At 71.0% G+C, this 21,026-nt stretch carries 22 protein-coding genes and 2 pseudogenes; 12 read left to right on the top strand and 12 right to left on the bottom strand.

Going from position 1 to position 21,026, the window contains the following annotated elements; all coding sequences use genetic code 11:
- Positions 1 to 11: 11 nt before the first annotated feature.
- The 3 genes from AB0D27_RS08660 to AB0D27_RS08650 all read right to left on the bottom strand — a co-directional run bounded on the left by AB0D27_RS08660 (position 12) and on the right by AB0D27_RS08650 (position 1,040).
- A complete protein-coding gene (locus AB0D27_RS08660; RefSeq protein ID WP_362504035.1) occupies positions 12 to 302 on the bottom strand; it encodes a DUF3040 domain-containing protein in 291 nt (96 codons plus the stop codon).
- An 11-nt stretch (positions 303 to 313) separates the two neighbouring features.
- A complete protein-coding gene (locus AB0D27_RS08655; protein WP_362504032.1) occupies positions 314 to 469 on the bottom strand; it encodes a hypothetical protein in 156 nt (51 codons plus the stop codon).
- 121 nt (positions 470 to 590) lie between these two features.
- A complete protein-coding gene (locus tag AB0D27_RS08650; protein ID WP_362504030.1) occupies positions 591 to 1,040 on the bottom strand; it encodes a DUF6098 family protein in 450 nt (149 codons plus the stop codon).
- Between the two features lie 230 nt (positions 1,041 to 1,270).
- Between AB0D27_RS08650 and AB0D27_RS08645 the strand changes: the two are divergent.
- The 4 genes and pseudogenes from AB0D27_RS08645 to AB0D27_RS08630 all read left to right on the top strand — a co-directional run.
- A pseudogene (locus AB0D27_RS08645) lies at positions 1,271 to 1,426 on the top strand (CBS domain-containing protein); the annotation flags it as partial.
- A 23-nt stretch (positions 1,427 to 1,449) separates the two neighbouring features.
- Positions 1,450 to 1,773 (top strand): DUF6343 family protein, encoded by a 324-nt coding sequence (locus AB0D27_RS08640; RefSeq protein WP_362504027.1) that lies wholly within the window; start codon positions 1,450 to 1,452, stop codon positions 1,771 to 1,773.
- Positions 1,774 to 1,960: 187 nt separating this feature from the next.
- On the top strand, positions 1,961 to 2,800 hold the full coding sequence (locus AB0D27_RS08635; protein WP_362504024.1) for a GAF and ANTAR domain-containing protein: 840 nt from the start codon (positions 1,961 to 1,963) through the stop codon (positions 2,798 to 2,800).
- 6 nt (positions 2,801 to 2,806) lie between these two features.
- Positions 2,807 to 3,538, top strand: coding sequence for a GAF domain-containing protein (locus AB0D27_RS08630; protein ID WP_362504021.1), 732 nt, complete (start codon positions 2,807 to 2,809; stop codon positions 3,536 to 3,538).
- A gap of 24 nt (positions 3,539 to 3,562) precedes the next feature.
- On the opposite strand, the gene AB0D27_RS08625 is transcribed toward AB0D27_RS08630, so the two are convergent.
- Both AB0D27_RS08625 and AB0D27_RS08620 read right to left on the bottom strand, forming a co-directional pair.
- Positions 3,563 to 6,031, bottom strand: a complete 2,469-nt coding sequence (locus AB0D27_RS08625; protein WP_362504018.1) for a glycoside hydrolase family 3 N-terminal domain-containing protein — start codon at positions 6,029 to 6,031, stop codon at positions 3,563 to 3,565.
- A gap of 498 nt (positions 6,032 to 6,529) precedes the next feature.
- Positions 6,530 to 6,982: a DUF4442 domain-containing protein gene (locus AB0D27_RS08620; protein WP_362504015.1), complete on the bottom strand. Its 453-nt coding sequence runs from the start codon at positions 6,980 to 6,982 to the stop codon at positions 6,530 to 6,532.
- 70 nt (positions 6,983 to 7,052) lie between these two features.
- Between AB0D27_RS08620 and AB0D27_RS08615 the strand changes: the two genes are divergently transcribed.
- From AB0D27_RS08615 to AB0D27_RS08605, 3 genes and pseudogenes are all read left to right on the top strand, one after another.
- A complete protein-coding gene (locus AB0D27_RS08615; RefSeq protein WP_362504012.1) occupies positions 7,053 to 8,024 on the top strand; it encodes a hypothetical protein in 972 nt (323 codons plus the stop codon).
- 66 nt (positions 8,025 to 8,090) lie between these two features.
- A complete protein-coding gene (locus tag AB0D27_RS08610; RefSeq protein WP_362504009.1) occupies positions 8,091 to 9,140 on the top strand; it encodes a hypothetical protein in 1,050 nt (349 codons plus the stop codon).
- A gap of 133 nt (positions 9,141 to 9,273) precedes the next feature.
- Positions 9,274 to 9,591: pseudogene (locus tag AB0D27_RS08605) on the top strand (MFS transporter); the annotation flags it as partial.
- Between the two features lie 50 nt (positions 9,592 to 9,641).
- Here the strand turns inward: AB0D27_RS08605 and AB0D27_RS08600 are convergent.
- Together AB0D27_RS08600 and tuf are read right to left on the bottom strand one after the other, a co-directional pair.
- Positions 9,642 to 10,487 (bottom strand): fused MFS/spermidine synthase, encoded by an 846-nt coding sequence (locus AB0D27_RS08600; protein ID WP_362504006.1) that lies wholly within the window; start codon positions 10,485 to 10,487, stop codon positions 9,642 to 9,644.
- 183 nt (positions 10,488 to 10,670) lie between these two features.
- Positions 10,671 to 11,840, bottom strand: coding sequence for an elongation factor Tu (tuf, locus tag AB0D27_RS08595; protein ID WP_362504003.1), 1,170 nt, complete (start codon positions 11,838 to 11,840; stop codon positions 10,671 to 10,673).
- 453 nt (positions 11,841 to 12,293) lie between these two features.
- Here tuf and AB0D27_RS08590 point away from each other — a divergent pair, with 453 nt between their 5' ends.
- Complete coding sequence (locus AB0D27_RS08590) at positions 12,294 to 13,112, top strand: VTT domain-containing protein (RefSeq protein ID WP_362504000.1); 819 nt, start codon at positions 12,294 to 12,296, stop codon at positions 13,110 to 13,112.
- Between the two features lie 13 nt (positions 13,113 to 13,125).
- Here the strand turns inward: AB0D27_RS08590 and AB0D27_RS08585 are convergent, their stop codons facing one another.
- Positions 13,126 to 14,295 carry a thiolase family protein gene (locus AB0D27_RS08585; RefSeq protein ID WP_362503997.1) on the bottom strand — a complete coding sequence of 390 codons (1,170 nt, stop codon included), beginning with the start codon at positions 14,293 to 14,295 and terminating at the stop codon, positions 13,126 to 13,128.
- Positions 14,296 to 14,397: 102 nt separating this feature from the next.
- Between AB0D27_RS08585 and AB0D27_RS08580 the strand changes: the two genes are divergently transcribed.
- The gene (locus AB0D27_RS08580) at positions 14,398 to 14,898 is read left to right on the top strand and encodes a helix-turn-helix domain-containing protein (protein ID WP_362503994.1); all 501 of its coding nucleotides are present in this window, start codon (positions 14,398 to 14,400) and stop codon (positions 14,896 to 14,898) included.
- A gap of 106 nt (positions 14,899 to 15,004) precedes the next feature.
- Here AB0D27_RS08580 and AB0D27_RS08575 read toward each other — a convergent pair whose 3' ends face one another.
- Genes AB0D27_RS08575 through AB0D27_RS08565 form a run of 3 tightly spaced genes read right to left on the bottom strand, consistent with a single transcriptional unit; the run spans position 15,005 to position 17,885 of the window.
- Positions 15,005 to 15,736, bottom strand: a complete 732-nt coding sequence (locus AB0D27_RS08575; protein WP_362503991.1) for a cupin — start codon at positions 15,734 to 15,736, stop codon at positions 15,005 to 15,007.
- Positions 15,733 to 16,674: a PmoA family protein gene (locus AB0D27_RS08570; RefSeq protein ID WP_362503988.1), complete on the bottom strand. Its 942-nt coding sequence runs from the start codon at positions 16,672 to 16,674 to the stop codon at positions 15,733 to 15,735. Before AB0D27_RS08570 ends, AB0D27_RS08575 begins: the two co-directional genes overlap by 4 nt.
- Positions 16,671 to 17,885 (bottom strand): Gfo/Idh/MocA family oxidoreductase, encoded by a 1,215-nt coding sequence (locus AB0D27_RS08565; RefSeq protein WP_362503985.1) that lies wholly within the window; start codon positions 17,883 to 17,885, stop codon positions 16,671 to 16,673. The genes AB0D27_RS08570 and AB0D27_RS08565 overlap by 4 nt, the downstream gene beginning before the upstream one ends.
- 554 nt (positions 17,886 to 18,439) lie before the next feature.
- Here AB0D27_RS08565 and AB0D27_RS08560 point away from each other — a divergent pair.
- Complete coding sequence (locus AB0D27_RS08560) at positions 18,440 to 19,315, top strand: undecaprenyl-diphosphate phosphatase (protein ID WP_362503982.1); 876 nt, start codon at positions 18,440 to 18,442, stop codon at positions 19,313 to 19,315.
- A 27-nt stretch (positions 19,316 to 19,342) separates the two neighbouring features.
- Here the strand turns inward: AB0D27_RS08560 and AB0D27_RS08555 are convergent, their stop codons facing one another.
- Entirely contained in the window at positions 19,343 to 19,921 is a 579-nt protein-coding gene (locus AB0D27_RS08555) for a carboxymuconolactone decarboxylase family protein (RefSeq protein WP_362503979.1), read from the bottom strand.
- 72 nt (positions 19,922 to 19,993) lie between these two features.
- Here AB0D27_RS08555 and AB0D27_RS08550 point away from each other — a divergent pair, with 72 nt between their 5' ends.
- Positions 19,994 to 20,416: a helix-turn-helix domain-containing protein gene (locus AB0D27_RS08550; protein WP_362503976.1), complete on the top strand. Its 423-nt coding sequence runs from the start codon at positions 19,994 to 19,996 to the stop codon at positions 20,414 to 20,416.
- A gap of 68 nt (positions 20,417 to 20,484) precedes the next feature.
- Positions 20,485 to 20,664: a hypothetical protein gene (locus AB0D27_RS08545; protein ID WP_362503973.1), complete on the top strand. Its 180-nt coding sequence runs from the start codon at positions 20,485 to 20,487 to the stop codon at positions 20,662 to 20,664.
- Positions 20,665 to 21,026 lie beyond the last annotated feature (362 nt).

The raw sequence follows: 21,026 nt of genomic DNA, 5'->3' as shown, positions 1-21,026 counted from the left end.
AGGGCCGCCCCTCACCGGATGTCGCGCGGTTTCGACCAGCGGCACAGCAGGCGGAACGCCTGCAGGAGGGTGAGGGGCCACAGCGCGGCGAAGGCCCAGATGACGGCGGGATCCGAGGTACGGATACCGACGACCATGAGGAAGGCCGACGCGACGCCGAGAAGGGTCACAGCGGTGGGCAGCCAGGGGTCGCGCCCCGGGGCGCGCAGAGTGCGCTGCAGGCGGCGGTCACGCCGCAACTCCGTCTCGATGTGCTTCAGAATGAGGCGCTCGCGCAGCGAGAGCCGAGTGGTGCTGTCCATGGCCGGCGTGCTCAATCCTCGCCTCGGACGATATTGCTCTCCAGCTCCAGGGCCTCCGGCCCGCTGTCCTCGTCACCGCGGGAGACTCGCGCGGGGAGTCCCACACCGTCCCTGGTCCCGCGGTTGTGACGTGCCGGGCTGGTCTCTGTGCTGGTGCCGGATTCCATGGGGGAGGCACCTCCTTGGTCTTTCACTGCTCGTGTTCCGTTCGTGGCTCCCGAGTACCCGGGGGACGCGACCGAAACTCCGCCCCCGGAGGGGGGGAGGGCGTGAGTGCGGTGTCCCGGTTCATTTCCGGTCGCGGCGCAAAGGCCCCCAAGAGCCTTGCTGGCGGGCGACTTCGGCGCGCGCCTCGTCGATGACGCTCTCCTCGATCCAGCCGATGGGCTCGACATCGCGGACGAGCGGCTCGTTGTCAGGACCGCGCCCCGTCACGCGGCCGTTCAGGACCCATGGGCGCACTCCCTCGCCCTTCTCCCTGGGCAGGTGGGAGTAGTCGTACAGACGCCGGGCCACCCACAGCTCGATGGGCCGGTCCTCCCACCACGGTTCGACCTCAAGGGGATTGGCGGACAGCCCGGACAGGCGTACGCCGGTGAGGTCGTCCGTACTGGCCACGTCCTTCAGGTCCGCCTCGGGGCCGTGCGACCACCGGACGAACACGTGCCGACCGCGCTCCACGAGCATTGCCAGTTCGCGGAGTGTCCGGAGAACGGGGAGCTCATCCGCGCTTGTCATCCGGCCATCACTCCTTAGGGACGTTCCCCGAGGCGAGCGCCTGGTGTGATCACCTGGCGAGCACCGGACGGGGTACCCGGAGTGCCGTCCCGGTAACCGTGGCCGACCCGACGGGTGGCTGTTGTTTGGGTTCGCCGGGGAGGGCTAGTCGGCCCGGTGCAGGACCCCGTCGCCCCTGGAGGTGCCCATGACCCGGCCGATACGCGAGGTGATGTCGCCCCACCGGACGCGCGGTCGAGCTGATGCGTCAATGCCGCGTGCGCAGGCTTCCCGTCGTCGAACACGGCGGCGCGCCGGCGGGCATCGTCAGCCTCGGCGACCTCGTGGTGGCTGAGGACCCGCACTATGTCCTGGCGGACATCAGCAAGGCCGATCCGAACAACTGATCCACATCGCAGGGAGGCTCGCGATGAACGACAAGCGTCCCGGACAGGTGGCGCGGCCGCGCTCAGGCTGGGTCGGCCGCCGCTCGCCGAGAACCGGCACCGAACCGCGCACCGCCCAGAGCCCGCTGCGCCTGCGGCTGCTGCTCTCCGGAGTGTTCCTGCCGGTCTTCGCCGCCGCGGCCACGCTGTTCGCCGTATGGTCCGCGCACTCCGGGCCCGGCGACAGCCCGGGGCGCGGGGTGACGGCCACGCTCGCCGCCGTGTGCGCGGTGCTGGCCCTGTTGGCCGCGCTGGACCTGCTGGTCGTGGTCCGTCGCCTGACGGGCGAGCGGGGCGGTCAGGGCTGAACTCGGGGTGGGTTGGTGATACCGGCAGATATTCCTGGACGTGGACGTTGGCAACGGCGCAGTGGGGGGACCCGTGAGTCAAGGCCGGCCCGACGGCGCGGGGCAACTGACCCGCCTCGGCGCCGTGGTCGGTCCCACCGGCGGGCCATGTCCGCCGATCCCGCGCGACCGGGCAGAGGTGACTCCGATGCGGCCCGAGAACCGCGACGACCAAGACCGCCTGGAGGTCGGCGGCCGCCCGTCCGAGGAGGACGAGGGGCGGCAGATCTCGGATGACCTTTCGGGCGTCGCCATGGATGTCGATGCCCAGCAAGTGCCCGATGTGCTGTGCCGTGCCTGTGTACGCATGCTTCCGATCACCGGAGCCTCCGTCTGCATCGCGGCTGGGGACGCCATGCAGGCCACGTGGTGTGCCAGCGACCGCACTGCCGCCCGGCTGGCGGAAGCGCAGTACACGCTCGGCGACGGGCCGTGCCAGAGCGCGCTCGACCGGACCGCGCCGGTACTGGCCGCTGATCTCACCCAGGGCCCGGACGCGCGCCGCTGGCCCGTCTTCGCCCAACACGCCGTGGAACTGGGCGTACGAGCGGTGTTCTCGCTGCCGCTGGGCACCAGCGCCCAGGCGATCGGCACCCTCGACCTGTACCGGGGCACGAGCGGCGCTCTGTCCGAGCGCGATCTGCGGATCGCCCTGCTGGTGCGGGACGCGGTCACCTTCGCCGTACTGAATCTGGACACCGTCGTCGGCGGTTTCCCCCGAGGCGACCTGGACGGAGTAGCGTCATGGGTGGCCGCCGCACAGGCTGATCACACCGAGGTCCGCCAGGCCATCGGAATGGTGATGGTCCAGCTGGGACTGGATCCGGGCCAGGCCCTGGACCGGATGCGGGCACGTGCCTTCACCCAGGGACGCACGGTGAGTCAGGTGGCCACCGACCTCGTCACCCGCAGCTTCTCCTTCCGGTCGGAGTCGGACACGGAGCAGGACGCGGAGGACGATCGGCCTGACGGCGCAGAGGGACGGTGAACGTTCATGAACCGTGAGGCGCAGCTCGCCGAGGCGTTCGTCGCGCTCGCCGATCCCCTCGCCGAGGACGCCGATCCGGTCACGCTGCTGGACCGGCTGGCCCGGCACTGCGTGGAGATCATCGGTGCCGACGCGGTCGGCATCATGATGGCCACCAGCCGCGGGGACCTGCGCACGATGGCCGTCACCGAGGATCAGGCCGTCCTGGTGGAGCTGTTCCAGCTGCAGTCCGGGGAGGGGCCCTGCCTGGACTGCTTCCGCGAGAACCGGCCGGTGCACGCCATCGACCTGCGTGAGAGCGAGGACCGCTGGCCGCGGCTGGCCCCGTTCGCGGTGCGCTGCGGCTACCGAGCAGCGCACGCGCTGCCCCTGCGTGTCCGGCAACAGGCCATCGGGGCGGTGAACCTCCTGCTCAACACCCCGGGCGGGCTGCCGGACACGGAGCTGGGCCTGGCGCAGGCGCTCGCCGACGTCGCCGCCGTCGCCCTGGTCCACTGGAATCCGCAACCGGCCCGGCCCTCCGACATCCGCACGCGTGCGGAGGCCGCCGTGGTGGCCAAGGCGGCCGTGGAGATCGCCATCGGCATGCTGGCCGAATCGGGGGAACTCACCCCGGCAGAAGCGCATATGGTCCTGCGCGACCACACGTCCCGCAACGGCAACCGGCTCATGGACACCGTCCAGGCACTCGTGCGCCGCACGCTCTCACCGGACGCGGTGCTCGCCGAGCACCGGTGAGCCTTCCGCCGTGACCCGCCGGTACTACGCGCTCACCTCGACGGTTGTTCTCAGCCGCAGGTCGCGCGAGGACGCCCCCACCCACACGCCGCGGCGCCCGGTGCCGAGCACCCAGCCGTGCTTCTTCGCGTCCCAGGAGGACAGCGTGCGCGCCGCCACCGGCACGGTCACCCGGCGCCGCTCCCCCGCCCGTAGCGCGAGCCGCCGGTAGCCGCCCAGCACCCGGACGGCCTGGTCGAGTCGCAGACGCGGCGACGGGCCGACGTAGACCTGCGCGACCTCGATGCCGTCGCGCCGCCCGGTGTTGCGCACGGCGAAGCTCACGTCGAGGCCCTGGCGGGTCCGGTGTACCCGCAGATCGTCGTACGCGAAAGTGGTGTACGACAGTCCGTGGCCGAAGGGGAACAGCGGGCGCACACCCTTGGCGTCGTACCAGCGGTAGCCGACGTGGACGCCCTCCGCGTACTCCTCGGTGCCCTTCACGCCCGGGTAGCGGCGCGGGTCGCCGGCGAGCGGGTGGTGGTCGTCGTCGACCGCGAAGGACTGGGTGAGCCGTCCGCCGGGATCGCAGTCACCGAACAGCACGGCCGCGGTGGCGGCGGCGCCCTCCTGGCCCGGGTAGTACATCTGGAGCACGGCGGCCGTGCGCCGCAGCCACGGCATGGAGGTCGAGGAGGAGGTGTTGAGGACGACGGTCGTACGGGGATTCACCGCCGTCACCGCCTTGATCAGCTCGGCCTGATGGCCGGGGAGCGCGAGAGTCGTCCGGTCCAGGCCTTCGGTCGCGTCCTCGTAGGCGAAGAGGACGACGCTGTGCGCGGCGCGCGCCGCTTCGACCGCCTCGGCGACGTCCCGCGCGCGGCTCGCGCCGGTGACACGCCGCAGCCGGAACAGTTGCCCGCCGCTTCCGGCCTTCGCGGTGATCCCGACCTTGTGCGCGCCTTTCGTGAGGTGAAGTGTCTTGCGCCGCACGGACAGGCCGTCGGGTGCGGCGGAGACGAGGCCGCCGGAGAACTGCTCGCCGTATCCGGGCGCCACGGGGAAGAGGTCCTCGCCGTCGATGAGCACCTTTGGGCGCATGCCCGAGTAGTGGATGACGAAGGTCCACTCATCGGTGTCCGCGACGGTCAGCGTCCCCTCGTACGTCCAGGTCTGACCGGCGGCGACGCCCTGGGCCTCCGTCGTGAGGGGCGGGCTCAGCGCGTCCGCGGGAAGGGGCTTTCCGAACAGGTCCTCGCCGAGGGAGTACGAGACGTGAGCGCCCTGCCCCGCACGGGACCTGATGGCGTCGAGGGGGCCCTCGGCGTGGTCGGGGACCACATGCGCGCTGCCGCCGCCGCTGACGAACGGGAGGGATCCGGTGGGTCCCACGACGGCGATGCTGCGGGCGGCGGCTCCGGTCAGAGGCAGTGCTCGCTTCTCGTTGCGCAACAGGGTCGCTCCCGCCTTGGCGACTTCCAGGGCGACGGCGGCGCCCGCCTTCGCGTCGCGGACCGGGCGGGGCGGGACGCTTCCGTCGAGCAGGCCGAAGCGGTCCATGACCGTGAGGAGGCGGCGTACGGCACGGTCGACGTATGTCTGGGAGACGCTGCCGTTGCGGACCGCCGACTTCAGGGCCGCGCCGAAGTGCGTGCCACTGGGCATCTCCATGTCGAGGCCCGCGGTGAGCGCGGCGGCGGTGCTGTGAGTGGCGGACCAGTCGGTCATCACCCAGCCGCCGAAGCCCCACTGGTCCCGCAGCACGTCGGTGAGGAGCGCCTTGTTCTCACAGGCGTAGGTGCCGTTGATCTTGTTGTACGCGCCCATGACCGCGCCCACGCGGGCGGCGACCGCCGCCTCGAAGCCGCGCAACTCGACCTCGTGCAGGGTATGTTCGCCGATCCGCACATCGACGGACTGGCGGTCCTTCTCCTGGTTGTTCAGCGCGAAGTGCTTGACGGTGGCGATGAGGCCCTCGCCCTGGATACCGCGGATCTCGGCCGCTACCAGGTCGCCGGCCAGCAGCGGATCCTCGCTGAACGTCTCGAAGTTGCGCCCCGCGTACGGGGTACGGATCAGGTTGACCATAGGGGAGAGCAGAACGTCCTGGCCGAGAGCGCGGCCCTCGCGTCCGATGACCTGGCCGTAGCGGCGGGCGAGGCCCGGATCGAAGGCGGAGGCGAGCAGGACGGGGGCGGGCAGGGCCGTGGCGTGCCGGGTGACGTGGACGCCGGCCGGGCCGTCGGCGAGGCGGAGCGGGGGGATGCCGAGGCGCGGGACTCCGGGTACGTATCCGGCCTGGCCCAGTGAGTTCGGATCGGTGGCGCCGTGCAGCAGGGAGATCTTCTCGTCAAGGGTGAGCTTGCCGATCAAACCCTCTACGCGCGGGCCGGCGCCGGATCTGGACTCGGCGTGGGCGAGCGGGGCCGAACGGGGAGTGGTGGCCGCCGCGGCGACCGCGATGGCGCCGCCCAGCATGCGCAGCGTCGATCGCCGGGAAAAGGTATGGGACATGAGGCGTCACTCCTTCGGTGCGCGGGCACGTCGTTGTGGGCCGCATGTACACGTGCCAACGACAGCCGCGTCCGACCCTTGAACGCACTATGCATCAGAGGTCACTTGACGTTCCGTCAGGCGCCACGGGTACGGCGCGAAATATGACCGCCGATGACTCGTGTCAACGAAGTGAAGGAGAAACAGCTGACAGTCCGACAAGAGTCGGAAACGGCCGGTCCGCGTCGTCGTCGGTGCCGAACCAGGCGTTGAGGCCTCCGGTCCGATCGAGCCGGAGGGGCCGCCCATACCCGGGGGCACGGCGCCCGTTCGTACGGCGACCTCGCGACCAACTCCCGTCTGCGGGCCGAGGCCGAACGGCCACTCGCGCCACAGTGCCCGCGACGACCGCCCGAGGTGCGCGACGGGATGCCCCCACACAGGTGCCGGCGGCATGGCCCTGCCGCACGACCAAGGGCCCTGACCAGGTCGGTCAAGGCCCATGCCGGAGGCGCGGGCTCAGCCGTTGGGGCGCAGCGTCCAGACAACCGTCATCTCACCGGTCACGGCACCGTCACCGCGCTGGATGGCGATGGCCACGGGGAACTCCGGCCGCTGACCGGCGTCGAGTTCGGCGACGACCTCGGCGGCGGGCCGACCGAGCGTGGCGGTGGCCGTGACGGGCCCCATCGCGAGCTTCTTGTAGGAGATCTCGGCGCTGACCGCGAGCGGCACGGCGCGCGACAGCTGCTCCCCGAAGGCGGCGAGGACGATCGCCCCGCTCGCCGACTCCCCCAGCGTGAACATCGCTCCGGCGTGCGGCCCGCCGACGTGGTTGTGATAGTCGCTCTGGTCCGGCAGCGCCACCACGGCCTTCTCCGGGGTGGTCTCCACGAACTCGAGTTTCAGGGTCCGGGCCATCGGCACCGTGGCGGCGAGCATCTCGCCGATCGTCATCTGGTCTGCGCTCATGCCGCCATGTTACCCGTGAGTAGCAATCTTTGACCACCGCCCGTCGATGATCGCCGTATCGTTACGCCACATGTGGCCAGGAGAGCAGCCGCCAGGGGGCGAGCAGAACCCGCAGCAGCACGTCGGGGGCGGACAGCCGAATCCGTACCAGCAGCCGGGGTATCAGCAGCCCAATCCGTACCAGCAGGCGTCGGAGCCGTGGAACGCCCCGACGGTGACGGCGGGCGCCGCGCCACCCGCGCCGCCGGGCGGCGGCGACGGCAACCGGACGAAGGTCATCGCGATCGTCGCGGCCTCCGCCGTCGTGATCGCCGCCGGGGTGACGGGATTCGCCCTGCTCAGCGGCGGCAAGGACGGCAGGACCGACCCCGAGCCGACCAAGTCCCCCTCCCGGCAGTCGAGTCCGGCGAGCGATCCGCGAGGCACCGGCGGCGCCGGGAAGCCGACCGTGGCCGGCTGGAAGACCGTGGTGAACCCCAAGCGCGGGATCGCGTTCGACGTACCCGCCGAGTGGGGACTGAAGTCGACCGGCTGGGTCACGTACGTCTCGGAGAACGACGACCCGCAGGACAAGCCCCTCATCGGTGTCGCGGCACCCGCCCTCCTCAAGGAGAAGTGGTGCGGATCCGACGAGGACAAGGACGGCACCAAGGAGTACACGATGCTCGCGGGTGCCGGAACCAGGGCCGACAACGGGGCGAGGAGTCCCGAGGAGGCGGCCCGCGACGACGCGGCGACATGGGTCTACGGCGCCTACGCCCAGCCCGACAAGAAGCTGGTGACGTCCGGCGCGGTGGACTCGTACACGACGAAGTCCGGCATCACGGGCAGCCTCGCCACCGCCTCGTCGTCGGGTGTGGAGAAATCGAAAAAGTGCGCTGCCGACGGTAAGGCCACGGTGTTCTCCTTCAAGGACCCCTCGGGCGACATCGTGTCGTGGGAGTTCTTCGGCGCGAAGGGCGTGTCCGACGAGGTCCCGGACGCGACGGTGCGGCAAATCGTCGCCACCGTGCGCCTCTACGAGGTCCCCTCCGACTCCTGATCCGGTACAGGTCTGACGAGCCTCGGTGACCCAAACGTGTCACAGGCGGCACTAGGGTTACTGCTCATGTGGCCAGGACAGCAGCCGCCCGGGGGCGAGCAGAACCCGCAGGACCAGAACCCGTACCAGCAGCCGGGGTACCAGCAGCCGAATCCGTACCAGCAGCCCGGATATCAGCAACCCGGGTACCAGCAGCCGGGATCGCAGCAGCCCAACCCGTACGGGCAGCAGCAGTGGGGAGCTCCGCCGGAGCCCCTCGGCGCTCCTCAGGCCGCCGGCGGCGGCAACAGCGGTGGCGGTGGCGGCAACAAGACCAAGATCACCGCGATCGTCGCGGCCTCGGCCGTGGTGATCGCGGCCGGCGTCACCGGCTTCCTCGTCCTGGGCGGCGGCGGCAAGGACGACAACGCGGGCGGCGACGCCTCCAAGTCGCCCAAGCCGTCCCCCTCTACGTCATCGAGCGCGAGCGGCAGCAACGACAATCCGCGGGGCGGCGACGAGGAGAAGGCGACGATCGCGGGCTGGAAGGTCGTCGTCAATCCCAAGTGGGGCACCGCCTTCGACGTCCCGGCGGACTGGGACGTGAAGACTCCCGGCACGTTCATCGGCTTCGAGGACGACAAGAAGGGCGACGGCTCCTCGCTGATCGGCATGTCCGCGCCCGCCTTCCTCAAGGAACAGTGGTGCACGTCCGACGACAACAAGGACGGCTACAAGAACGACACGGCGCTGGCCGCCGCGGGCACCAAGGGCCAGAGCGGCGCCAAGAACACCGAGGATGTCGCCCGCAACGACTCGGCGTGGTGGGTCTTCGGCGGCTACACGGACCAGAAGGACGCCTCGAAGAAGCTGCTCACCATCGGCAAGCCCAAGGCGTACACGACGGCCTCGGGCGTCAAGGGCAGCGTCGCGACGACGTACTCGAGCGGTGTCCCCAAGAAGGGCAAGTGCGACTCCGACGGGAAGGCGACCACGTTCGCCTTCAAGAACTCGGCGGGCGACTTCGTGTCCTGGACGTTCTACGGCGCCAAGGGTGTCTCCGAGGAAGTGCCGGACGCGACCGTGCAGAAAATCCTCAGCACGGTACGGCTGCACGGCCAACCGACGGACTCCTGACCCGCCCGGCCCACCGCCCAGGAGCCAGTACTCCATTGCCTCCTTACTGGGGCAACGTACGGCTCCGGCGGCGACAGTCGCCCGGTGACCTCCGCCGCCCGCGCCGCCATCCTGGGCGGGCCGGAACTATCGCCTGCTGACCGCCGCGGCGTTCGCGGTGCTCGACAGGGGCGGTGACGGGGGTGACGTAGGCCTCGTGGCGGCGGCGTGCCCTGCCGCTGGTGCTCTTCTCCTGCTGATCGGCGGCGCGGTCGCGGACCGGCTGCCGCGGCATCGCATGATGGTCGCGGCCAACGCACTCAACTGCGTGCCGCAGGCGGTGTTCGCGCTCCTGGTCATCGGCGGTCAGCCACGTCTGTGGCAGATGATGCTGCTGTCCGCGCTCGGCGACACGGGGCGGGCGTTCTCCAACCCGGGGACCGAGGGCATGCTGATGTCCTCGGTCCGCGGCGGAGCAAGCCGGTGGAGCGGGGGACGCCCGCGCTGGGGGGCGTGGGCGGGTCAGCCGATGCTGAAGGCTCCGTCGGGCGGCTCGGGCGACGGGACGGCGTTCGCGTCGCGTACGGGTTCGGCGGAGCCTATGAACTCCCTTAGCACGGCGCCGTGTTCGACGCGTGCGGGGAACGCGTCGGAGGCGGTGCGGCGGGCGAGGGCCGCCGTGTCGAGGGGGCGGTGGGACGCCACGAGCACCGCGTTGCCGAAGCGGCGGCCGCGCAGGACGCCCGGTTCGGCGATGAGGGCCAGCTCCTCGAACACGGTGGCGAAGGTGGCGAGTTGGGAGCGCAGGAAGGCGAAGGGCGCGGCGTCGGCGAGGTTGGCCAGATAGACGCCGTCGGCGCGCAGCACACGCTCGGCGGCACGCGCGTACGTCGTGGAGGTCAGGTGCGCCGGCACGCGTGAACCGCCGAAGACGTCCGCGATCAGGATGTCGGCGCAGTCGGACGCGGCGGCTTCGAGCCAGGCACGGGCGTCCGCCCCGTGCAGGGTGATGCCGACGCCCTCGGGCAGGGGCAGGTGTTCGGCGACCAGGGACAGCAGACCGCCGTCGGCCTCCACGACGTCCTGCCGCGAACCGGGCCGGGTCGCGGCGACATAGCGAGGCAGCGTCAGCGCCCCTCCGCCGAGATGCAGCATGTCCAACGCCAGACCCGGCTCGGCCACCGTGTCCAGCACATGCCCGAGCCGCCGCGCGTACTCGAACTCCAGATGCGTCGGCTCGTCAAGATCGACGTACGACTGCGGCGCTCCGTCCACCGTCAGCAGCCATGCCCGCTTCCGGTCGACGTCCGGCATCAGCTTGGCGGTCCCGTGATCCACGGCCCGTGTCACGGGTATCGGCTCGTCCACGGGTCCATTGTGCCGTGAAGGCCCTAAGGGGGACGGGCGAGGGGACCGGGGCGGGGGTCGGGTGCGGACCGGCCGCCCCGGATACCCGGCGTCCGCGAAGAGCGGGGCCCGCCCGGCACAGGTGCCGGCACGAGCGGGTGCCTGCTCCCCTCGTAGCGGGCACCCGCGTCAGCGCGCCGGCCGTCAGGCGACCGACGTCACCGTCCCCGCGCCGACCGTCCGGCCGCCCTCACGGATGGCGAAGCCGAGGCCCGGCTCGAGCGGCACCTCGCGCCCCAGCTCGACCGTCATCGTGACGGTGTCGCCGGGCCGGGCGACGGCCCGCTCGCCGAGGTCGACGTCGCCGACCACGTCCGCGGTGCGGATGTAGAACTGCGGCCGGTACCCGGTGGAGACAGGCGTCGTACGTCCGCCCTCGCGCGTCGACAGGACGTACACCTGTGCCGTGAAGCGGCGACTGGGTACGACGCTGCCGGGCGCGGCGACGATGTGCCCGCGTCGGACGGCGTCGCGAGGCACCCCGCGCAGCAGCAGTGCCACGTTGTCCCCGGCCTGCGCCTCCTCCATGGGCTTGCCGAAGGTCTCCAGGCCCGTGACCACCGTGTCGACGGCGGCGCCGAGCACTTCGACGCGGTCTCCGACGCGGATGGTGCCGCGCTCGACCGCGCCCGTCACGACCGTGCCACGGCCGGTGATGGTGAGCACGTTCTCGACCGGCATCAGGAACGGCGCGTCGAGATACCGCTCGGGCATCGGCACATACGTGTCCACCGCGTCGAGCAGCGCGTCGATCGCCGCCGTCCAACGGGGGTCGCCCTCAAGCGCCTTGAGGCCGGACACCCGTACGACGGGTACGGAGTCACCCCCGTAGCCGTGCGCGGAGAGCAGTTCGCGGACCTCCAGCTCCACGAGGTCCGTGAGCTCCTCGTCGCCCGCGTCGGCCTTGTTGAGCGCGACGACGATGTGGTCGACGCCCACCTGCCGGGCGAGCAGCACGTGCTCGGCGGTCTGCGGCATGATTCCGTCGAGCGCGGAGACGACGAGGATCGCCCCGTCGAGCTGGGCCGCGCCGGTGACCATGTTCTTGACGTAGTCGGCATGGCCCGGCATGTCCACGTGCGCGTAGTGCCGGGTGTCGGTCTCGTACTCGACGTGCGCGATGTTGATGGTGATGCCGCGCGCGGCCTCCTCCGGGGCCCGGTCGATGCGGTCGAACGGTACGAAGGTGCCCGCGCCGCGCTCGGCGAGGACCTTGGTGATGGCGGCGGTCAGAGTGGTCTTGCCGTGGTCGACGTGGCCCATGGTGCCGATGTTCAGGTGCGGTTTGGTGCGCACGTAAGCCGTCTTGGGCATGGCTGTACCTCGAAGCCTCTTCAGTGTCAGCGGAACTGAGTGATGGCCCCGGCGCATACGGGCCGGGACGGGGACCCCAAGGACTTGCCGACCCTCCCCCTGCGGGGTCCGCCGGACGATCCGGGAAGGGTCAGCTTCGGGCGCCGCCGACGGCGGCCACGATGATCGGGACGGCAGCCTTCGGCGCATCCGCGACTGCGGATGCTGCGAGGAGGAAGGCGTACCGGAACATGAGGAGATCATCTCCGACGGGTCTGCCCACGTCGAATGGTTTTTCGCGCGCGGCCGTCGGCTGTTCCGGACGGGGCGTCAGGTGTTCACGGTGCTGGAATGTGCTTGGCGGGACGACGTCGTCGCGCGCGGACAGCGACGCCGGCCTACTTTCCGAAAGCTGTGACGCCCCTGAGACGAACCATACGGCGATCACACACGCCGGTCGGTTAGTGTCACCGGATGCTCGATGCCACCACCCGCTCTGGGGGCACCGCCACGGCCACTCCCCAGGCCGCCGCCACGAAGCTCGCCGCCGCCACGGATCTTGCCGTCGCCGCGGAGGTCGCCGTCGCCGCACCCGCCTTCCTGACCGCCGCCGGCAGCAGCCTGACCGCCCGGTGCACAAGAGCGCTGCTCTCGCCCTGGTCGCGGTTCTCGCTGCTCGTGGTGCTGCTCGCGGCGGCCGCGTCGAGCGTGCTGCTCTTCGAACCGCAGCGGCTGCTCGCCGACGGCTGGCCGCCACAGCTCGGCGGTGCCGCGGCGGCTGTCGCGTTCGGCCTGGCGTACGGGCTGTGCACGGTCGCGTTCGTGCCCCGGCCGCTCCTCAATCTTGCGGCGGGCGCCCTCTTCGGCTCCCAACTGGGCCTGGCCACCGCACTCGCGGGCACGGTGCTCGGCGCGGGTGTCGCCTTCGGGCTCGGCCGGATCCTCGGGCAGGACGCGCTGCGCCCGCTGCTGCGCGCCCGCTGGCTGAAGGCGGCGGACGGACAGCTCAGCCGCCACGGCTTCCGCTCGATGATGGTGGCCCGGCTGTTCCCCGGAGTGCCGTTCTGGGCTGCCAACTACTGCGCGGCCGTCTCCCGCATGGGCTGGCTGCCCTTTCTCCTGGCGACGGCGCTCGGCTCGATCCCGAACACCGCCGCGTACGCCGTCGCCGGCGCCCGGGCCTCGGCGCCGACGTCACCCGCGTTCCTGATCGCGATGGGCTTCATCGCCGCTCCGGCGCTCGTCGGAGCGGTGGTGGCCTGGCGCAAGCGCCACCACCTGCGGGGCCACTGACGCGGGAGCCGGGTTATACGGCTTCCAGCACCATCGCGTTGGCGAGTCCGCCGGCCTCGCACATCGTCTGCAGGGCGTACCGGGCTCCGCGGGCGCGCATCGCGTGGACCAGGGTGGTCGTGAGGCGGGTACCGCTCGCGCCGAGCGGATGACCGATCGCGATCGCTCCGCCGTGCACGTTGACCTTGGACAGGTCGGCGCCCGTCTCCTGCTGCCAGGCGAGGACGACGGCCGCGAAGGCCTCGTTCACCTCGAAGAGGTCGATGTCGCCGAGGCCCAGGCCTGCCTTGCGCAGCACCTTCTCGGTGGCCGGGATGACGCCGGTGAGCATCAGCATCGGGTCCGAGCCGGTGACGGCGAAGCTGTGCAGCCGGGCGACGGGGCGCAGGCCGAGGCGGGCCGCGGTGTCGCTCGACGTGATGAGTACGGCCGAGGCGCCGTCGTTGGTGGGGCTGGCGTTGCCCGCCGTGACGGACCAGTCGATCTGCGGGAAGCGTTCGCCGAAGGTCGGGTCGTAGTAGGCGGGCTTGAGGCCGGCGAGTATCTCCGTGGTGCTGGTGGGCCTGACGCACTCGTCGCGGGTGACGCCCTCCAGGGGCGCGACCTCGGCGTCGAACAGGCCGCTGTTCCAGGCCGCGGCGGCCTTCTGGTGCGAGGCCACCGCGAAGGTGTCCATCTGCTCGCGCGAGATGCCCCACTTGGCGGCGATGAGTTCGGCGCTGATGCCCTGCGGCACCAGGCCCTCCGGGTAGCGCTCGGCGACCCCGGGACCGAAGGGGTCCTTGCCCGTCGGCACGTTCGACCACATCGGTACGCGGCTCATGGACTCCACACCGCAGGCCACGACCATGTCGTAGGCACCGGACATGACGCCCTGCGCGGCGAAATGCACGGCCTGCTGGGAGGAGCCGCACTGACGGTCCACCGTGGTCGCGGGCACCGACTCGGGAAAACCCGCGGAGAGTACGGCGTACCGAGTGGTGTTCATGGCCTGCTCGCCGACCTGGTCGACGGTGCCGCCGATGACGTCGTCGATCAGCGCCGGGTCGACCCCGGAGCGCTCGACGAGAGTGCGCAGCGTGTGGGCGAGGAGTTCCACGGGGTGGACCTGGGCGAGGGAGCCGTTCGGTTTGCCCTTGCCGATGGGGGTGCGTACGGCTTCGACGATCACTGCGTCACGCATGTTTGATCTCCAAACTCACTGAGTTTGCTTTCCAAACCCGCTAAGTGACTCAAGAGTAGCTCAGTGGGTTGGAACAACCAACCCACGCCGTAGACTGGTGTCATGAAGGACGCCCGCCCCTGCTCGATCGCCGAAACGCTCGCCCTCGTCGGCGAGAAGTACTCTCTGCTGGTGCTGCGGGAGGTGTCCCTCGGCGCCACGCGCTTCGACCAGCTGGTGCGCAACATCGGCGCCCCGCGCGACGTACTGACCACCCGGCTGAAACGCCTGGTCGACGCGGGCGTACTGGAGAAGGTCGAGTACAGCGACCGTCCCAAGCGCTACGAGTACCGGCCCACGCGCGCCGGGCTCGAGCTGGAGCCCGTCCTGGTCACGCTCATGGCGTGGGGCGACCGGCATCTCCAGGAGGGCGGCTTCCGCCCCATGGTGCTGGAGCACACGTGCGGCAATGAACTCGTCCCCCAGGTCGTCTGCAGGGAGTGCGGTCAGCAGGTCGAGCACGACGACCTGACCGCCCACCCGCAGGTCCCCGGCTGGACGGTGACGGGGCCCGCGGCGGCGCAGCCCGGTGGGCGGCGCGAGCCTGAACCTGTCCGCTCATAGGCGGGGCTGAACGGTCTTCTCGTACGCCCGCCTGAACGATCTCCTGCTACGCGGGCTCAAACGGTCCGCTCGTACGCGGGCCGAAACGGCTCCCCGCGCACGCGGACTAGACGGTCCCCTCGTAGATGTCGAGCCGTCCACACATCCCGAACCGGCCGTACGCCGACGGCTGTTCGGCTCGTACGACGGCCGCGGCGAGATGGGACGTGTCGCCACGTTCCAGACGGTCCAGCTGGTCCCCGGTGGCCGCGGCGGCGGCCACGGCGCCGCGCTGCCACCGCTCGCGCCACTCGGCGAGGCGCGGCCGCACCAGCGCGGCCGCGGCACGGTGGAACGCGGCGAGCGGCTCGGGCCCGTCCGCGTCACGCAGCGCCCGGTAGCCCTCGAGGGCGAGATCGCGCCGGGCCCGGGCGACCCGCGCCCGCTCCCCCTCCAGTGCCCCCGCCGGGATGACGGTTGCGGCGGCGTACGTCTCGAGGTCGGTCAGGTATTCAGGGGGCAGTGTGAGGACCGCGTCGCCCGCCTCCGGCAGGCCGTTGTTCTGCATCAGGACGGTGATACGCAGGTCGTCCTCGTTGACGAGCCGGTGGATCGTGCCGGGCGTGAACCACGCGACCGTGCCGGGCGCGAGCGGAGTGACCTCGTACGCGGACGTCGTCAGCGTCTGCACCGATCCGCGTCCGCCGGTGACGACGTACGCCTCCGAACAGGTCAGGTGGAGATGGGGAGTTCCGCCGCACACGCCGTCGGCCGCGGGCCAGTCGTACACGGAGAGGTGCGAGACGGCCACGGCACCCGGGAGGCCGGCGAAGGCGGAGCGGGGGGTCACATCAGTCACCAGGGGTGCTCCTCCAGGTACTTGACGATCTCCTCGCGCTCCCAGGCCCCCTCGGCGACGACCACCCGGTAGCGGCGGGTGAGCGTGTGGCCGGGGGCGAGCTCCAGTTCGTCGAAGAAGGCGAGTGACGGGGCGACGGCGGCGAACGGTTCGTTGCGCACGAACCAGTGGGCCGGGTGGGCACCCCGGGATCCGGAGTGGTCGTTCTCGGGGGCGTGCGCGAAGACGAGCGTGGCGTGTCCGTCGGTGCCGTCGTGCTCCGCCGAGTACGCGAGCCAGGGTGCCTGCCGCCCCATCAGGGCCGGTCCCTCGGAATCGGGCCCGATGACCCGCCCGTCCCGGAAGGCCCGCGGCCCGCGCCAGAACAGTCCCGTATAGCCCGCCATCTCGCGCCCGGCGGTGGTCGGACTGCCGAAGCGCAGCGGCTCGTCGCGCCGGTTGGTGACGGCGGTGGTCCAGGTCAGCGCCCAGGAGCCCGCCTCGGGGTCGACATCGTGCACCTCGACGCGGCGCTCCTCCTCGGCCCACAGTTCACCGTCGTACGGATGCCAGGTGAGGCGCTCGGCGATGACCGCTCGGCCACCGTCCGAAGCCACCTCGTCGAAGGTGACGTGTGCCATCGACCCGACTCGCTCTGGGAGTTCGAGATATCCCTTTCCAGGAACGTATGTGTTGCCGCCCCACAGGTTCTGGCCGGAGAGATGCGAGGCCGTCATCTGGAGGCCCTTGTGCCAGCGATGGTCGTTGGGCCGGTAGTCCGTGACGACGTTGTTCGCCAGCGTCCTGAGCGGATGCAGATACGGCTTCGGGGACTCCCAAGCGGCCTCGGGGCGGTAGACGTAGCTCAACAACTCGACGCCGGTGGCGACTTCACTGACGGTGATGCGCTCGCCGTGCGTGTGGACGACGCGCAGGCCGCGCTCCGAGGACGTACTCATGCCGGCACCTCCTGACCCGCGGCGGACTCGGGCACCTCGGGGGCTTCGGGCGCCCAGCCCGGCGCACCGCCGTGCAGAGCCGTGTAGTACGGGTCCCCCGGGCCGATCTCACCCGAGCGAACGGTCGTGTCCGTGAACGCCGACTTGTAGAGCGCGCTGATCAGCTCCAGGCTGGTCCGCCCGTCGGCACCGCTGCTGCGCGGACGCTCGCCCGCGCGCATGCTCGCGACCAGGTCCCGCAGCTGCGCGAGGTGCGAACTGGGCACATCGGCGCCGAAGTCCCGCCAGGCGGCGACCTCCGCGTCCGGCACGTCCGGCACCGGGGTGATCCGCCAGTGGTCGTTGCTGTGGCCGTACAGATGCGTGAGTTCGACGGTGGCGCGTTCGCAGTCGATGCGGATGCGGCTCACCTCGTCGGGGCTCAGGACGCTGTTGACGATCGTGGCCATCGCGCCGTTCGAGAAACGGACGAGGGCGGTCGAGACGTCCTCCGTCTCCACGTCGTGCACCAGGCGCCCGGCCATCGCCCGCACCTCGCTCCACGGCCCCATCAGGTCGAGCAGCAGATCCATCTGGTGGATGCCGTGCCCCATCGCGGGCCCGCCGCCCTCGCTCGCCCAGCGTCCGCGCCAGGGCACGGCGTAGTAGGCGGCGTTGCGGTACCAGGTGGTCTGGCAGTGCGCCACGAGTGGGCGCCCCATGGCCTCCTCGGCGATCAGGCGCCGCACATGCCGGGCGCCCGAACCGAAGCGGTGCTGGAAGACGATCGCGGCGTACGGGCCCCCGTCCGTACCCTCCGCCGCCTCGACCGCGTCGAAGTCGGCGAGCGTCGGCACAGGTGGCTTCTCGCACCACACCCACGCTCCGGCGCGCAGCGCGGCGACCGTCTGCTCGCGGTGCAGGGTCGGCGGGGTGCAGATGGCGACCAGGTCGGGCCGCTGCTCGTCGAGCATCGAGTCCAGATCGGTGTACGCGTGCGGGATGCCCGCCTCGGCGCAGAACCCCCGGACCGCGCCCTCGGCGATGTCGACCGCGGCGACGATCTCCGTCTCGCCCTCGTCGGCAAGCCGGGCGAGCGCCGGGTAGTGGCTCCCGCGCGCGATGGCGCCGGCGCCGACGATGGCGGCCTTGATACGGCGGCCGTCGACCGGGGCAGGCTCGGGGCGACTCGGTGAGGTCTCGGGGTCGGTAGCGGTGCGGGGTGTGGGCATGGACGTGATCAGCACTCCATCGGACGGGATGCCGGACGGTGGCCAACGCATGACGGCACCGAGCGGACCCGGTGGGAGCAAGCGCTTTCTCTCCTGCCGCAACGTATGCGGCGGCCCGGCGGCCGGTCAACACCTCCGTCACACCATGGACCCCGCCGTGGTCCGGCGCTTCGGCCACACCATGGAGCCCACGTGGTCCGGCACTTCGGCCACACCATGGACGGCAAGCGGCCCGGCACATCAGCCACACCATGGACAGCACGCGGCCCGGCACATCAGCCACACCATGGACAGCACGCGGCCCGGCACATCAGCGACACCCTGGACGGCACCCCGGTCACACCGTCGCTGGCGGCGCCGCGCATCCCCGGGCGCCGCCACTCTCGTAAAGCCGCGAACTCCCAGGCTCCGTCGCCCCGTAGGGCCGCCAAACCCCTGCGGCCGGGCTGTCACACCCGGACGCTACGCTGCCCCCAATACCCGTGATCACCGCGCCCAGCGGCACGGCGCGTCCGGCACCCCTCCCACGATCAGCACTTGGACCACGTAACTTCATGTCTTGGTTTGAATCCCTCGTCCTCGGACTCGTCCAGGGGCTGACCGAGTTCCTCCCCGTCTCCTCCAGCGCGCATCTACGGCTGACCGCGGCGTTCGCGGGCTGGGAGGACCCGGGCGCGGCCTTCACCGCGATCACGCAGCTCGGTACGGAGGCGGCGGTTCTGATCTACTTCCGCAAGGACGTGGGTCGAATCCTCTCGGCGTGGTTCCGCTCGCTCACGAAGAAGGCGATGCGGAGGGACCACGACGCGCAGATGGGCTGGCTCGTCATCGTCGGCTCGATACCCATCGGCGTGCTAGGGGTGACGCTCAAGGACCAGATCGAGGGGCCGTTCCGCGATCTGCGGATCACGGCGACGATGCTGATCGTGATGGGTGTGGTCATCGGCGTCGCCGACCGGCTCGCGGCGCGCGACGAGACGGGCGGCAGGCACCGGGCGGCCAAGCAGCGCAAAGGACTTGAGGACCTGAACACCAAGGACGGGCTGCTGTACGGCGTCTGCCAGGCGATGGCACTGGTCCCAGGCGTCTCCCGGTCCGGCGCCACCATCAGCGGTGGCCTGTTCATGGGCTACACCCGTGAGGCGGCGGCCCGTTACTCCTTCCTCCTCGCCATGCCGGCCGTCCTGGCCTCCGGCACCTTCGAGCTGAAGGACGCCGCCGAGGGCGGGCAGGTGTCCTGGGGGCCGACGATCTTCGCGACGGTCATCGCGTTCGCCGTCGGTTATGCCGTGATCGCGTGGTTCATGAAGTTTATTTCGCACAAGAGTTTCATGCCGTTCGTCTGGTACCGGATCGCGCTAGGCATCGCCATCATCGCGCTGGTGGCGACGGGCGGACTGAGCCCGCACGCGGCGGAGTCGGCGGGCTGACGAAACGATGGGGAGGCGGGTAACGGCTCACCCTTCGGAGCTTCTGGGCGTCTCGGGCAGTGCGAGCGCCCACGGCTCCGCCTCGATCCGGACGCCGTTGGCCACGTACGCGATCGTCCGGTACCAGCCCGCGAGGACCAGCAGCTCCAAGGCCTCGGGCTCGTCGAGATGTTCGCGCAGTCCGTTCCATACCGGGTCGCTGACGCCTGCGGTGACGTGGAGCTCGTCGACGGCGCGGAGGAGGGCCGTCTGGCGGGCCGACCAGGCCGGGTCATCGGGCGCGCCGGTCGCGGTGAGGGCGACCAGTTGCGGGGTGAGACCGGCCGTCTCCGCGTACGTCGCCATGTGGACGCCCCACTCGTACGCGCATCCGGAGCGGGCGGTGACGCGGGCGATCACCAACTCGCGGTCGGCGTCGGCCAGTCGGCCGTGGACGAGGAGGCCCGCACCCAACGCCCTCATGCGTGAGGCCAGTTCGGGGTGACGTTCCAGGACCTTGAACAGCATCAGGGGCTCACGGGTGATGCCGGGCGGCATCCACCGGTTCAACGCACGGTCGGTCTCGGGCTCGTAGGGCGGCGTGACGCCGTCGATGCGCTGCTTCATGTCCGGCACTCTTGCGCTTCTGAAATCGAAGCGCAAGAGTGGGAGGTGAACACTCCTCCGAGAGGTACTCACTTGGGCAACACACCCGAGCCGGGCCACACGCCGGACCACACCGCCGCCGGCATCCGGACGCCGGGGGCCCCGGCTCCGGGTCGCCCGGTGCGCGGCTCGACCACCGGCCGTCCTGTCATGGCCGCCCTGGATCTCCTCGGCCGGCGCTGGATTCTCCGCGTCATCTGGGAACTCCACCGCGGTGGTGCCCCGATCGGCTTCCGTGACCTCCAGCGCCGCTGCGACGACATGTCCTCCAGCGTCCTGTCCACGCGCCTCAGGGAACTCCGCGAGGCGGGTATCGCCACGTCGACGGACCAGTCGGCCTGGCATCTCACCCCGCTCGGCGCGGACTTGGTGACCGCGATGGTGCCCTTGCTTGACTGGTCCCACGCCTGGGCCGGCGAAGGAGAGGCGACACGGGACGGCCTCCGTCCGCCGTGACGAAGCACATAGGGTGTGAGTAGCCGACCGGTAGCGCAGTGTCAGTCCCTGCCCCTAGGCTGGTGCGCATGTCCCCCGATTTCACTCACTCTGGTTCCGTGCGGTCTGCCGCCGCGTTAAACGAGCAGATCCGCGCCCTGTGGACGCGCGCGGGCGGTTCCTTGTCCGCCCAGGAGCGGGCCGAGTACGCACTGCTGGTCGTGAAGTGGGCGGAAGCGATACGGGGAGAGGTCGTCGAAGCGGCGTGACGACCGCCGGGCGGCTCGGGGACAACCGCGGGCCGGCACGAGGACCGCGGGCCGGCGCGAGGACCGCGGGCCGGCACGAGGACCGCGGACCGGCACAGGGACCCCGGACCGCGGGGGACCCACAAGCCGAAACCGGCACCTCGACCGCAAACCGCACCGGCACCACAGCCCGAAGCCGACACCACCACAAGCCGCACGGGACCCGCAAGCCAAGCCGACACCATGACCGCAAACCGGACGGCGATATAGGTCGAAGTGGGCAACCGGCAATCGGCACCAAGACCGCCAGCCCCGCGCGAGCCGCAGGCCTAAAGCGGCATCGGCCGTGAAGTGCCAACCAGGCACCGCACCCCGGCAACCCG

Source organism: Streptomyces sp. NPDC048415, assembly GCF_040651675.1.
In the GTDB taxonomy this organism is placed as follows: Bacteria; Actinomycetota; Actinomycetes; order Streptomycetales; family Streptomycetaceae; genus Streptomyces.
The sequence above is the reverse complement of the archived record's forward strand: the minus strand, read 5'-3'. Positions and strand labels throughout refer to the sequence as shown.

What these genes read in the sequence shown, in the direction of transcription:
- AB0D27_RS08580 (WP_362503994.1), top strand. Translation starts at nt 14,398, where the DNA reads ATGAAGGACGCCCGCCCCTGCTCGATCGCCGAAACGCTCGCCCTCGTC.
- AB0D27_RS08565 (WP_362503985.1), bottom strand. Translation starts at nt 17,885, where the DNA reads ATGCCCACACCCCGCACCGCTACCGACCCCGAGACCTCACCGAGTCGC.
- tuf (WP_362504003.1), bottom strand. Translation starts at nt 11,840, where the DNA reads ATGCCCAAGACGGCTTACGTGCGCACCAAACCGCACCTGAACATCGGC.
- AB0D27_RS08610 (WP_362504009.1), top strand. Translation starts at nt 8,091, where the DNA reads ATGTGGCCAGGACAGCAGCCGCCCGGGGGCGAGCAGAACCCGCAGGAC.
- AB0D27_RS08555 (WP_362503979.1), bottom strand. Translation starts at nt 19,921, where the DNA reads ATGAAGCAGCGCATCGACGGCGTCACGCCGCCCTACGAGCCCGAGACC.
- AB0D27_RS08640 (WP_362504027.1), top strand. Translation starts at nt 1,450, where the DNA reads ATGAACGACAAGCGTCCCGGACAGGTGGCGCGGCCGCGCTCAGGCTGG.
- AB0D27_RS08625 (WP_362504018.1), bottom strand. Translation starts at nt 6,031, where the DNA reads ATGTCCCATACCTTTTCCCGGCGATCGACGCTGCGCATGCTGGGCGGC.
- AB0D27_RS08590 (WP_362504000.1), top strand. Translation starts at nt 12,294, where the DNA reads ATGCTCGATGCCACCACCCGCTCTGGGGGCACCGCCACGGCCACTCCC.
- AB0D27_RS08630 (WP_362504021.1), top strand. Translation starts at nt 2,807, where the DNA reads ATGAACCGTGAGGCGCAGCTCGCCGAGGCGTTCGTCGCGCTCGCCGAT.
- AB0D27_RS08635 (WP_362504024.1), top strand. Translation starts at nt 1,961, where the DNA reads ATGCGGCCCGAGAACCGCGACGACCAAGACCGCCTGGAGGTCGGCGGC.
- AB0D27_RS08545 (WP_362503973.1), top strand. Translation starts at nt 20,485, where the DNA reads ATGTCCCCCGATTTCACTCACTCTGGTTCCGTGCGGTCTGCCGCCGCG.
- AB0D27_RS08560 (WP_362503982.1), top strand. Translation starts at nt 18,440, where the DNA reads ATGTCTTGGTTTGAATCCCTCGTCCTCGGACTCGTCCAGGGGCTGACC.
- AB0D27_RS08585 (WP_362503997.1), bottom strand. Translation starts at nt 14,295, where the DNA reads ATGCGTGACGCAGTGATCGTCGAAGCCGTACGCACCCCCATCGGCAAG.
- AB0D27_RS08570 (WP_362503988.1), bottom strand. Translation starts at nt 16,674, where the DNA reads ATGAGTACGTCCTCGGAGCGCGGCCTGCGCGTCGTCCACACGCACGGC.
- AB0D27_RS08620 (WP_362504015.1), bottom strand. Translation starts at nt 6,982, where the DNA reads ATGAGCGCAGACCAGATGACGATCGGCGAGATGCTCGCCGCCACGGTG.
- AB0D27_RS08615 (WP_362504012.1), top strand. Translation starts at nt 7,053, where the DNA reads ATGTGGCCAGGAGAGCAGCCGCCAGGGGGCGAGCAGAACCCGCAGCAG.
- AB0D27_RS08655 (WP_362504032.1), bottom strand. Translation starts at nt 469, where the DNA reads ATGGAATCCGGCACCAGCACAGAGACCAGCCCGGCACGTCACAACCGC.
- AB0D27_RS08650 (WP_362504030.1), bottom strand. Translation starts at nt 1,040, where the DNA reads ATGACAAGCGCGGATGAGCTCCCCGTTCTCCGGACACTCCGCGAACTG.
- AB0D27_RS08660 (WP_362504035.1), bottom strand. Translation starts at nt 302, where the DNA reads ATGGACAGCACCACTCGGCTCTCGCTGCGCGAGCGCCTCATTCTGAAG.